The following is a 12,593-nucleotide window of genomic DNA, read 5'->3' on the forward strand; positions in this document are numbered from 1 at the left end:
TTTACTTTTCAATAAATTCTTGGGTAATTCTACTACTTGCAATTTTAGCTGCTATAAAGCCCAAAACTGTAATTGTACAAAATACTATTAGAAGATTCATAAATCTAAATTCTACAGGATATGCTAAATCGGGCACAATCATAAATAACTCAAATTTCTTTTGAAGAAACACCAAAGCAATTCCTAAAAGAAGCCCAATACACATTCCGAAAAAAGTGAGTAAGAAGCCTTGAAGAATAAATATTTTCTTAATCTCTTTTATGGTTGCTCCTAAACTAAAAAGTGTTTTTAAGTTTGATTTTTTATCAATAATCATCATAATTATTGCACCTATAACATTAAATAATGCGATGATAACAATTAATGTGAAAATTAAGTAAGACACAAAATTCTCTGTGTTTATAACCTTGTAAAAAACTTCGTTTAGTTGCTCTTTAGTTTGCACTTTAAAGTTTTGCCCTAAACTTATTCTTAACATTTCTGCAACGTCATTTGATTCTTTACTGCTATTCAATTTCAGCTCAATTGCAGTTACTTCATTTTCTTTAAAATGCAATAAACCTCTAGCTTGTTCTATAGATGTAAATACATATTTACTTTCAAATTCTTCCGTTCCTAAATAGACACCTACAATTTGTGTTTCAATTTCATAAAAAGGCTTTCTAGGATTTATAAAACCTTTACCAGGTTTCGGAATCATTATTTTTAAAGGTTCTCCGTAACTTAGAATTCCTAATGATAATTTATTCGATATTCCTCGTCCAATAACAGCGGTATTACTAAAGTCTTTTTGCAGCCAAGTACCCACACTTAATGACGAATCTATTTTAGAAATTTTTGTGTAGTTTTCTTCAACACCCTTTATAAAAGCAATTGCTGTTTTCTCATTATATTCTAAGAAAACACGTTCTTCTATAACTTTAGAGGTTTCTTTAATTGAAGTATTCGAAGTTAACACCTCTTTTATATCTTCAGTAATAAAAAAAGATTTACCTATTGTGGTAGTAATTTTTATATCTGGATCTGAAACATCTAGCAAATTATAGCTAAAAGTTCTAAGACCAGAAAATCCCGATAAAATTATAAATAAAGCTAAAGCTCCTACAATTACGCCAAAAGAAGCAATAATAGTAATAATGTTTATAGCATTATTACTAGTTTTAGAGAATAAATATCTTTTTGCGATGTAGTAAGGGAAACTCAAAGTAGAGAAAGGAATTTATCTTTTTTGACGTTTTGCCAAAACATCTGGGTTCTTTATAGGGTCGGTATCATTTCCTTTTAACGACTTATCTATTTCTTCTATATAATCTAAAGTATCATCACCAAAAAACAATAGCTCTGGCATTCTTCTTAATTGATTACGCGTTCTTTTTGCCATTTCATGACGAACTAAAGGCGTGTTAGATTGTATTCCTTTTACAATTTCTTCTCTATTTTCTGAAGGAAAAATACTTAAATATACTTTTGCAACTCCTAAATCTGAAGTAACATGTACTTTAGATACAGATATTATTACTCCTTTCATGCCATCTTGTGCAGCTTTCTGCAACACATCTACCAAATCTTTTTGTAAAACTCCTGCAATTTTACGTTGTCTGTTTGTTTCTTCCATGCTGCAAATTTACAATATTTTTATGGAGTATAAATCTTATTTTTTATAGCATACATAACTAATCCTACTCTATTTTTTACATTCAGTTTTGTAAATAAAACATCTCTATAACCATCAATAGTTTTTGGGCTTAAACACATTTTATCTGCCACTTCCTTATAAGTTAACTCAGAACATGCATGTTTCATAAATATTATTTCTCTTTCTTTTAATTCAATCTCTTTAGATTCTCTACCAGATAGAGATTTCATTAATAAATTTGTCACACTTTTTGTGTGGTAAAATCCGTTTTCAACTATTTCTACCAATGCACTTTCTAAAACTGTTTTTTCTGTATCTTTTAACAAATACCCAATAGCACCAACTTTTAACATTTTTAAAATAGTTGTTTCCTCATCTTCAACAGAAAGCGCCATTACGTTAACTTCTTGATGATTATTGGAAATCCATTCTGTAGTTTCAATTCCGTTCATTATTGGCATATTGATATCCATTAAAACTACATCTGGAATAAATTTTGCAGAAGAAGAAAATTTATCAATTAATTCTTGTCCGTTTTTACAAGTATATAATACTTTAAATTTATCGAAAGTATTAACCATCGCAGCAATTGCTTGTGATAATAATGTGTGATCGTCTACAATAACAACTGAATATTTTATCATAATGTATATACTATTTTCAAAGAAGTTCCTTTATTTACTTCGGAAGTAAAAACTGCGGTAGCTCCAATTAATTTTGCTCTATTTCTAATATTCTGCAATCCTATTCCATTAGCTTTATTTTCGATAGTTGAAAAACCAACTCCGTCATCTTCTGCAATAATTTCTAATTCTTCTTTACAGAATTTTAATGAAACATTTAAGTTTGAAGCTTTAGAATGTTTAATCGTATTAGAAAAAAATTCTTGTAAAATCCTGAATATAATAATATTCGATTTCTCGTCTATTTTTTGTTCTTCCCCATATGTTTTTAAGGTAGATTTAATAAAATTCAATCGATTAAAACGATCTATTTCTAATTGAACTGCTTCTTTTAAATTAATATTTTTTATCGCTTCAGGGTTAATCAACTTTGATAAAGCTCTAACTTCTGTTAGGCCTTTTGTAATGGTTTCAGAAACATCTTTCAAATTATCTCTGGTTGCACTTTGCAACTGAATTTTTGCTAAAGTTAGTAACTGACCAATATTATCATGCAATTCCCAACTAATATTCCTTAACGTTTCTTCTCTAATTTCTATTTGTGTTTCTGCTATTTCACGTTCAAAACGTTTTTTAGTTTCTTCTTGTTCTAGCAGAAGTGAGTTTTTCCTTTTCTGAAAAACAGTGAATAATAAGATAATAAAAATTACGACGATTACAATAATTACAGTCGCTGAAAAAAGTATTATTTGACTTGCTTCTGACTCCATAATGCTCCAAATATAAAACAACTATACATAAATATTGACAATATTATTTGAATTTTAAATAAGTATGCTACCACTTCTTTAGAAATATTCTGAATAGAATTCATAATCGATGTCATTGGTATTGTTCCTAAATAATAAATTAACAGACCAAAGGCTATCCAAAATGAAAGTGTTCTTTTGTAATTTAAAATATTATTTGAATTTAAAAAATCTTTAAAAAATAAAAATAAAGCTAATGTTGTTAAAGCACTTCCAGAATTAGCAGCAATTATATTGTAATCTAAAAAATATCTATCTTCTAAGAAATAATATAAGCTAGAAAATATATAAATAGTATTAAAAATAAATAGTATTAGCCAAATTATTTTTTTTGTCGATTTAGTTTTTAAAATATTTTTTAGAAACAATAATAAAAAATTAAACTCAAAAAAAGTAGATAAATTGTATACTGCTAAATTACTCTCATTTTTATCAAATATGTAACTCGCCAGCATTTCAAATGAAAACAAGAAAACAAGGTATGCTAAGAAGTATTTTAAATCAATCTCAAAAGATTTTTTTAAATAAAACACAGCGTATAGAAAAACTGACAAAAACATTAATGTATAAACTAAATTTAATAACATATTACATTGGAGGGCTAACTTTTAATCTATTTGCACCTGAACTATCCATATCTTCAGAAAGGTTGAACGCTGGTAAAAAAGAAGCCCTAACTACCTGCTGAGTTTCTTTGCTACTAAACTTATACAAAAACTCTGTAAACTTAACTGGTTTTCCTTTTTTAGAATATAATGGCTCAAAAGCTACACTTCTACTATTACCTATTTCTGCTGTTGGCATGAATATTAAGGTTTGCCTACCTCTTTTAGAAACGTCACTATGTTCTTTTGGATATGCTGCTGAAAAAATCCTGATTCCTGTTAAATTAATTTCTTTTTCTTTAGATAGTTTTTCTAAATAAGCAATGTATTGCTTTAAATCATTTAATTCATAAAAATGAGAGGTACTTTCAATTGCATCGTTTTCATCATTTGTAAATTCTTTTCTATAAGTGTCCAGTACTTTTTTCTGACCAATATCATATTGATGAAACATACCTGCCATTTCTTTATATGTTATTGCATTTGATGGTCTAGAATCATTTACACTATGTTCTTCATATTTATAATCTGTATCACAACTACTGAGTATTATAATTGAAAATAAAAAAAACACATAAAATTTATTCAAGTTTTTCATAATAAATAAGTTAGGTTAATAAACTACAAAATACAATTTATTATTTCTGAAGAAAAACAAAAACAATAAAAACAAATAAAAGACTAAAAATTAGTTACTTATATTTTTTAGTAAAGATTATAAAAGGTGTTTTTCCTGTAACAAACTAGAGGTTTATACTAGTGCTATTTTATAGAAGAAATAAGACTTTTGATGCAAGAAATAATTAGTATAGTTATTCTAAGGGGAAATTGCTAAAAACACTATTCCTAATGAAAAGTGTTCTCTAAGAAATGAAAAAACCTCAAAACATTTCTGTTTTGAGGTTTTAAAATTTTACTTATTTAAGCTTTTAGTCAGCTAAAATAATAGCTTTATTATCATTCAACTCTAAAGTTCCTGAGCTAATCGCTAAAATCAAAATTTTAGGATCATCTACCTTAGATTCTAATTTGCCGTGTAAATCATCTAATACCAAATGATCTTGACTATGTACATGAATCTTTATTTCACCTTCTTTTAGAATAGAAACTATAGGAGCGTGATTATTTAATATTTGAAACTCTCCATCTATTCCAGGAGCTGAAAACAAATCAACTTCCGAAGAAAACAAGATTGCTTCTGGTGTTACTATTTCTAAAAACATATATTATAGTTTTTAGTTGTTAGTTACTAGTTGTTAGTAAAAACTGCCAACTCTCAACTTTCAACTGTTTAAGCTTCTGCTAACATTTTCTCTCCAGCATCTATTGCATCTTGAATAGAACCTCTTAAGTTAAACGCTGCTTCAGGATATTTATCTAACTCACCATCCATAATCATATTAAAGCCTTTAATAGTATCTTTAATATCAACTAGAACTCCAGGTATTCCTGTAAACTGTTCTGCAACATGAAAAGGTTGAGATAAGAAACGTTGTACACGTCTTGCTCTATGAACAACTAATTTATCTTCTTCAGATAATTCTTCCATTCCTAAAATAGCAATAATATCTTGTAACTCTTTATAACGTTGTAAAATTTCTTTTACAGCAGTAGCAGTGTTATAGTGCTCATCTCCTAAAATTTGAGCAGATAAAATTCTAGAAGTAGAATCTAATGGATCTACTGCCGGATAAATACCTAATTCAGCAATCTTACGAGATAATACCGTTGTAGCATCTAAATGCGCAAAAGTTGTTGCTGGTGCAGGGTCTGTTAAATCATCTGCAGGCACATAAACAGCCTGTACAGATGTAATAGAACCTTTCTTCGTTGACGTAATACGTTCTTGCATTGCACCCATCTCTGTTGCTAACGTTGGTTGGTAACCTACTGCAGAAGGCATACGCCCTAATAATGCAGAAACCTCTGAACCTGCTTGTGTAAAACGGAAGATATTATCTACAAAGAAAAGTACATCTTTTCCTTGACCATCTCCTGCTCCATCTCTAAAGTATTCAGCGATTGTTAAACCAGATAATGCAACACGTGCACGTGCTCCAGGTGGCTCATTCATTTGTCCAAAAACAAAAGTTGCTTTAGAGTCTCTCATTCCTGGTTTATCAACTTTAGATAAATCCCATCCTCCTTCTTCCATAGAATGCATAAAATCGTCTCCGTATTTTATAATTCCAGATTCTAACATTTCACGAAGTAAATCGTTTCCTTCACGTGTTCTTTCACCAACTCCTGCAAAAACAGATAAACCTCCATGTCCTTTTGCAATGTTGTTAATTAATTCTTGAATTAATACAGTTTTACCTACTCCAGCTCCACCAAATAAACCAATTTTACCACCTTTTGCATAAGGTTCAATTAAATCGATTACTTTAATCCCTGTAAATAAAACCTCTGTTGAAACAGATAAATCTTCAAACTTAGGTGCAGAACGGTGAATAGACAAACCATCTTTACCATCTTTCTTCAAGTTTCCTAAACCATCAATAGCATCTCCTGTCACATTAAATAAACGACCATAAATATCGTCTCCAATTGGCATTTGAATAGGATTTCCTGTAGCTAAAACTTCTGTCCCTCTACTTAATCCATCAGTAGCATCCATAGAAATGGTTCTAACTGTATCTTCACCAATATGTTGTTGTACTTCTAACACTAAAATAGAACCGTCCGCTTTTTTAATTTCTAACGAATCATAAATTTTAGGAAGTTCAGTGTTTTCAGTGTTGAATTCAACATCAATTACTGGCCCAATAATTTGAGAAACTTTTCCTGTTGTTATAGACATCTGTATCTAATTATAATTATTATTTATATTTTGAGATTTAACATCTCATTTTCAGGTTGCAAAGGTAATTCTTTTGGTTTTAAATAAAAAAGTTTTTTTTATTTAAAAAAGGCAGTTCTATTTAAATAAAAAACCTCACCAAATGGTGAGGTTTAAACTATGTATGTGTAAAAGAATTATTTCTTGTTAGTTACCTTAACAATTACTCTTCTGTTTTCAGCTCTACCAGCTCTTGTTTTGTTAGTTGATACTGGCTCACCTTCTCCGTAACCAATAGCTTCTAATCTTGTAGTCTCAACACCTTGCTTCACTAAATAATCTCTAACAGCAATTGCTCTCTTTTCTGAGATTCTTAAGTTTAATGGAGCAGATCCTGAACTATCTGTATGCCCTTCAATAACGAAAGTAGCATTAGGATTATTGTTCATCACTTTTACCATTTCATTTAATTTAGCAGTAACTCCTGATTTAAAAGAAGTTTTACCAACATTAAATAAGATAGCCTTAGCAAAAGCATTTAAATTTTCTTCAGCTACTTTAGTAATAACAGGTTTAGGACAACCGTTGTTAGATGCTGGTCCAGCAACGCTAACACATTTATCATCTTTATCTAAAACCCCGTCTCCGTCAGTATCTGGCCAAGGACAACCACCGTTAGCCATTGGTCCTGCTTGAGAAGGACATTTATCGTTTTTATTAACTACTCCATCTCCGTCAGAATCTGGACAACCTTTGTTAGCTTTAGTTCCTTTTTCAGAAGGACACATGTCATCTTTATCAGCAACTCCATCACCATCAGCGTCAGGACAACCGTTCATAGCTGCTAAACCTGCAACATTAGGACAAGCATCATCAGAATCTTTAACTCCATCGCCATCAGCATCAGGACAACCATTGAATTCTTTTAAACCAGCAACCTCTGGACAAGCATCATCTTTATCATATACTCCGTCTCCGTCAGTATCTTTTCCTCCAAATTTAATTACTAAACCTAAAGTTGTTTGATAATGAGCTCTTACTTTATCAGAAAAACCTTTTTTAGTTCCTGTCTGAAAGTTTAAACCTAAGTTATCATTAAACCAAGTATTAAAACCAATACCAGCGTTCAACATACCTTCACCACTTGAATCAACTGAAGTATAACCTCCACCTAAATACACATAAGGATCAAACCATGCAGTTTCACCTACTAAGTTATTTAAATCATACTTTACGATTGCATCTAACCCCCAGTAAAGAAAATCTGAATCATTCTCAGCAACTAAAGTTTCAATTTTATTTAAAGACCCTGCTAATTGTAAAGAAAAACCTTTATTAAGGTATTTGTCTACAGAAATTCTAGATATAGAAGGTAATACATTCCAATCTTTGTTTCCTAATAAATCTTTAATTTGGTCACCAAAATCGTCACCATTATAAAAATCTACATTGTTTAATCCAAAACCAACAGCCCATGGATTGTTTTCATCTTGTGCGTTTGCGTTACCAACTGTTACCAACGTAAACAAAGCTATCACAGCTAATTTTAATCGTTTCATTATCAAATTTTTAAATTAAAAGTTCGTTATTATAATACGCAAAAGTAAACTCTTAAAACGTATCTACAAAGACAAATCTACAAAATATTCATAGATTTTCAAGTTTTATCTGTTCTAAATAACTTTTAACTCCTTGCCAACTTCAATAAAAGCAGTAATTGCCTTATTTAACTGCTCTTTTGTGTGCGCTGCAGATAATTGTACTCTTATTCTTGCTTTCCCTTTAGGAACAACAGGAAAAAAGAAACCAATAACATAAATTCCTTTTTCCAATAACTTATTTGCCATCACTTGAGAGAGTTTTGCGTCATATAACATAACAGGCACAATTGCAGCATCTGCACCAACCAAATCGAAACCTGCTTTTTCCATTTCTGTTCTAAAATAATTAGTATTCCATTCTAACTTATCTCTAAGTGATGTGTCATTTGATATTAAATCGAATACCTTTAATGAAGCTCCTACAATTGCAGGCGCTAACGAGTTAGAGAATAAATAAGGTCTAGAACGCTGACGTAAAATTTCAATAATTTCTTTCTTACCTGTTGTATAACCTCCCATTGCACCTCCTAAAGCTTTCCCTAAAGTTCCGGTAACAATATCCACTCTATCCATTACATTTTTTAGCTCAACAGTTCCTCTACCTGTTTTTCCTATAAAACCAGTTGCGTGACATTCATCTACCATAACCATAGCGTCATATTTATCTGCTAAATCGCAAATTTCATCTAGCTTCGCTACAATGCCATCCATAGAAAATACTCCATCGGTAACAATAATTTTGAATCTATGGTTTTCTTTATTCGCTGCAATTAACTGCTCTTCTAATGAAGCCATGTTATTATTATCATAACGGTAACGCGCTGCTTTACACAAACGAACACCATCTATAACAGAAGCATGATTTAAACTATCTGAAATAATGGCATCTTCTTTGGTTAATAAAGGCTCAAAAACACCTCCATTTGCATCAAAACAGGCTGCATATAAAATAGTATCTTCTGTTGTGTAAAAATCTGAAATCGTTTGTTCTAATTGTTTGTGAATATCTTGCGTTCCACAAATAAAACGGACTGAAGACATTCCGAAACCATGCGTATCCATAGTATCTTTTGCTGCCTGAATTACTTCTGGATGATTTGATAATCCTAAATAATTATTCGCACAAAAGTTAAGCACTTCTTGTCCTGTAGAAATTTTAATAACCGCATCTTGTGAAGATGTTATGATTCTTTCAGATTTATACAAACCTGCTTCTTTTATTTCTTGAATCTCTTTTTTTAAAGTATCTTTTATTTTACCGTACATTTTCTATTGGTTTTAATGAATACAAAGTTACAAAGTTTATTTTCTTTGCTTATACTTCAACAACATCAATTTTATCATTAATATATACCAATAGTTTTTTACCGACTTTAAAATTCATCGATTTTAAAACTAGTTCATATTTTAATAATTGTTGATGATGGTCTTTAGATGAATTTCCTGTTTTATAGTCTATAATAGTGACTTCATTTTGTTTGTTAAACACCAATCGATCTGGAATAATAATCTGATTATCGAAATCTACAATTTCTCTTTCATTAAAAACAGTTACTTCTTCAGAAAAATAAGTTGTTAATTCGGGATGACTTACAATCGCATCAATGGTGTTTTGTATTGTTTTTAATTGAACCTCATCAATCAACCCTTTTTGATGGTATTGCGTTACAATGGCATCAACATTCTTATTTGTAATAATTTTCGATAAGATTTCATGGAATAAATTACCAAAATCAATTGCTTTTCCTTGTTCCGTGTTCCATAATTTAGAATCACTAGCCAACAAAACAATATTGTGTTCTTGCCAAGGCGTTGATATAAATTTTTGATGAATTTCTGTTAACGAAGCTTCTTTCTCTTTCTCTTTAAGTCTGCGGATGTTTCCGAAATTATATTCTAAAACATCTTCTTGCCAAAGATTCTGGTCTTTTAAGTAATTGATAAAAATACCCGAATAATAATTGACGTTTTCAATGCCTTTTGCAGATATTTTCTTTTCTGTAATTACATGCAATTGCTCTACAGCTCTTGTTAACGAAACATATAGAAGGTTAAAATTATCTAATTCTAACTCTTCTCTTTGTTGATTGTAAATTTCTAAACCTCTTTCATTTATAAAACTGATATCTTTCTTATAATCAATTAAAAGTTCTTTGAATTTATAATCTTCCGGTAAAGCGTCAAACCAAATTTTAGGACTAATTTGTCTGTAAATATCTACATCACAAGGAAAAATTACCACAGGAAATTCCAATCCTTTCGATTTATGAATCGTCATTACTTGCACAGCGTCTGAATTTTCTGAAGCAACAATGCTCAACTTCTCTTTTTTAAGATCCCAGAATTCTAAAAAATCGCCAATATCTGTTGCCTTTCTTTGTTGCTCTAAAACTACATCTAAGAAAAATTGCACATATGCATTTGAAGAAGTTACCAAATTAAAACCTCTAATTATTTCTTCAATTTTTTCGTAAAACGGAACTTGTTGAAACATAGAAAAACTAAATGTTACGCCGTAAGACTGTAATTCTTCGAAAATTAATTCATTCGCAGATTTTATGTGTTTTTTAAAGAATTCATGTTTCGGAATTCGAACCTCTAAATGTTCATACAAGAAATACAACACCTCAAACCTACTTTCTTCGTCATTTGCATTCTGAATAATACGCAAAACATCAATAATAAAATTGATTAACGAGTTATTTTGAAGCAATAGTGTTTCTGAAGAAATGATAGAAATACCGTTCTCAGACAAATAATCTGCCACTGCAATTCCGTCTTTTTTTGTTCTAGTTAAAATGCAGATTTCATTCAGATAAAAATCGTCTTTTAACTGATTAATTTTTTCTAAAACTTTCTTCGGATATTTTACTTTCTCGTCATCTTTCTCCTCTTCTTTATCTAAGAAAGTAAGCGACACAAAACCGCCTTTTTTAGCATTTTCTAACTGCGTATTTCCATCATAGAATAACTTTTTGTAAGATTCATTTTGAAGAAAATTAGACGTATGCTGAAAAAACGAATTATTAAAGTTTATTACTTCGGAATAACTTCTATAATTGGTCTCTAAGTTTTTAATATTTTTATGAACATGAAACGGATTCTCTTCATTCGAACCTAAATCGATAAATTGTTCTGCTTTACCTCCACGCCATCTATAAATAGCTTGTTTTCCATCGCCAACCAACAACAAGTTACTACTTTCTTGTGCTAGTGCATTGTCTATTAATGGAATTAAATTTTGCCATTGCAACACAGAAGTATCCTGCATTTCATCGATAAAATAATGTTGAAAACGCTGTCCAATTCTCTCATAAATAAACGGCGCAGGTTGGTCTTTTATATTGTCTGATATTAATTGATTAAACTCTGCGTTTAATCTAATATTATTATCTTCTTTTATGGTATTTAATTCTGAATTGATATTATTTAAAACGGCTAAAGGAATAATACTTTTCAGGGTAATTTTATTCAGTAAATACTTAGAAAAAGAACTATTATATAAATCTTTCGATTGATAATAATACATTCTTAATTGTTCTGAAATTCCTTCAATAGTATCTTTTGTAGCTGCAGAAGCTTTTCCTGCGAAAAGATTTTTAGAATCTTCTATAGTCGTATTTAATCGACCCTCAAATTTTAAATCTTCACTTTTTAAAAATCGTAATTTAGTTAACTTTTGAAAGTGCTTTACCAACTCACCAGCATACGCAAAATCGGCAATTGACAGTCCGTTGGTATCAATAAAACTTAAAACCTCTTCACCGAATATTTTGTATTCTTTCTCTATTTGTTTATTATCTTTCTGAAGTTTCTTTTTCAATTCAAAAAAATCATCTAACTTTTTATCTGATAATTTTCTAAAGTGCTTTACATCATCTTCATTTAATAAAACTCTTGCAAAATCATTCAAGTCTTTAGAAATATCCCAAGATTTATCATCATCTGTTTTATCTAAAGAGTAATCTATTAATAAGTTAGTTAGTTTCTTATCTGTACCAATCTTAGAAATTAAAACGTCTACAGCTTCATTTAAAAGTGAAATAGCATCCATTTCTACTTCAAAATTTAGCGACAAACCTAAATCGTACGCAAAACTTTTAATAATTTTATGTGTAAAACTATCGATTGTTGTAATTGAAAAGGCAGAATAATTCTGAAGAATTGCATCTAAAATTCTCTTACTTCTTTCTTTAATTATTGCTTTATCTAAAGTTGTTTCAGCAAGAATAATTTTTAATAAATCATTCTCCTTTCCTTCTGCAAAACCTTCTAAGCTAGACAACACACGTTCTTTCATTTCACCAGCTGCTTTATTGGTAAATGTAATTGCCAACACTTTCTGAAACATAAAAAGATCGTCTGAAGTAAGCAGCACTTTAATATATTTTTTTACTAAAGTAAATGTTTTTCCACTTCCTGCAGAAGCGTTGTAAACTTGAAAAGTAGATGGTTGTTGCACAGAAATATTTTTATTGCAAATTAGTTTTTTTTGTATAGAGAAACAAGATAATAGAAAAAAGAAAAATCTCGCAAA

Annotated in this window: 11 protein-coding genes; all 11 read right to left on the reverse strand. The window is 30.0% G+C overall.

The window, feature by feature from the left end; all coding sequences use genetic code 11:
- Position 1 precedes the first annotated feature (1 nt).
- The 11 genes from CW731_RS09260 to CW731_RS09310 all read right to left on the reverse strand — a co-directional run bounded on the left by CW731_RS09260 (position 2) and on the right by CW731_RS09310 (position 12,518).
- Positions 2-1,204, reverse strand: a complete 1,203-nt coding sequence (locus tag CW731_RS09260) for an ABC transporter permease (RefSeq protein WP_100946455.1) — start codon at positions 1,202-1,204, stop codon at positions 2-4.
- 15 nt (positions 1,205-1,219) lie between these two features.
- On the reverse strand, positions 1,220-1,615 hold the full coding sequence (rbfA, locus tag CW731_RS09265; RefSeq protein ID WP_100946456.1) for a 30S ribosome-binding factor RbfA: 396 nt from the start codon (positions 1,613-1,615) through the stop codon (positions 1,220-1,222).
- 20 nt (positions 1,616-1,635) lie between these two features.
- Positions 1,636-2,280 (reverse strand): response regulator transcription factor, encoded by a 645-nt coding sequence (locus CW731_RS09270; RefSeq protein ID WP_100946457.1) that lies wholly within the window; start codon positions 2,278-2,280, stop codon positions 1,636-1,638.
- Positions 2,277-3,029 (reverse strand): sensor histidine kinase, encoded by a 753-nt coding sequence (locus CW731_RS09275; protein ID WP_100946458.1) that lies wholly within the window; start codon positions 3,027-3,029, stop codon positions 2,277-2,279. The genes CW731_RS09270 and CW731_RS09275 overlap by 4 nt, the downstream gene beginning before the upstream one ends.
- Positions 3,005-3,601: a hypothetical protein gene (locus CW731_RS09280; RefSeq protein WP_157812215.1), complete on the reverse strand. Its 597-nt coding sequence runs from the start codon at positions 3,599-3,601 to the stop codon at positions 3,005-3,007. Before CW731_RS09280 ends, CW731_RS09275 begins: the two co-directional genes overlap by 25 nt.
- A gap of 55 nt (positions 3,602-3,656) precedes the next feature.
- Positions 3,657-4,271, reverse strand: coding sequence for a hypothetical protein (locus CW731_RS09285; RefSeq protein ID WP_100946460.1), 615 nt, complete (start codon positions 4,269-4,271; stop codon positions 3,657-3,659).
- Between the two features lie 331 nt (positions 4,272-4,602).
- A complete protein-coding gene (locus CW731_RS09290) occupies positions 4,603-4,896 on the reverse strand; it encodes a hypothetical protein (RefSeq protein ID WP_100946461.1) in 294 nt (97 codons plus the stop codon).
- Positions 4,897-4,964: 68 nt separating this feature from the next.
- The gene (gene atpD / locus CW731_RS09295) at positions 4,965-6,476 is read right to left on the reverse strand and encodes a F0F1 ATP synthase subunit beta (protein ID WP_100946462.1); all 1,512 of its coding nucleotides are present in this window, start codon (positions 6,474-6,476) and stop codon (positions 4,965-4,967) included.
- Positions 6,477-6,652: 176 nt separating this feature from the next.
- Positions 6,653-8,014 (reverse strand): OmpA family protein, encoded by a 1,362-nt coding sequence (locus CW731_RS09300; protein WP_100946463.1) that lies wholly within the window; start codon positions 8,012-8,014, stop codon positions 6,653-6,655.
- 114 nt (positions 8,015-8,128) lie between these two features.
- On the reverse strand, positions 8,129-9,322 hold the full coding sequence (gene kbl, locus CW731_RS09305) for a glycine C-acetyltransferase (RefSeq protein WP_100946464.1): 1,194 nt from the start codon (positions 9,320-9,322) through the stop codon (positions 8,129-8,131).
- Between the two features lie 49 nt (positions 9,323-9,371).
- On the reverse strand, positions 9,372-12,518 hold the full coding sequence (locus CW731_RS09310) for an exodeoxyribonuclease V subunit beta (protein ID WP_100946465.1): 3,147 nt from the start codon (positions 12,516-12,518) through the stop codon (positions 9,372-9,374).
- Between the last annotated feature and the right edge of the window lie 75 nt (positions 12,519-12,593).

Origin of the sequence: Polaribacter sp. ALD11 (genome assembly GCF_002831685.1) — a bacterium.
Lineage (GTDB): Bacteria > Bacteroidota > Bacteroidia > Flavobacteriales > Flavobacteriaceae > Polaribacter.

Coding starts and splice junctions, on each gene's coding strand:
- rbfA (WP_100946456.1), bottom strand. CDS start 1,615: ATGGAAGAAACAAACAGACAACGTAAAATTGCAGGAGTTTTACAAAAA.
- CW731_RS09270 (WP_100946457.1), bottom strand. CDS start 2,280: ATGATAAAATATTCAGTTGTTATTGTAGACGATCACACATTATTATCA.
- CW731_RS09275 (WP_100946458.1), bottom strand. CDS start 3,029: ATGGAGTCAGAAGCAAGTCAAATAATACTTTTTTCAGCGACTGTAATT.
- CW731_RS09285 (WP_100946460.1), bottom strand. CDS start 4,271: ATGAAAAACTTGAATAAATTTTATGTGTTTTTTTTATTTTCAATTATA.
- CW731_RS09290 (WP_100946461.1), bottom strand. CDS start 4,896: ATGTTTTTAGAAATAGTAACACCAGAAGCAATCTTGTTTTCTTCGGAA.
- atpD (WP_100946462.1), bottom strand. CDS start 6,476: ATGTCTATAACAACAGGAAAAGTTTCTCAAATTATTGGGCCAGTAATT.
- CW731_RS09300 (WP_100946463.1), bottom strand. CDS start 8,014: ATGAAACGATTAAAATTAGCTGTGATAGCTTTGTTTACGTTGGTAACA.
- kbl (WP_100946464.1), bottom strand. CDS start 9,322: ATGTACGGTAAAATAAAAGATACTTTAAAAAAAGAGATTCAAGAAATA.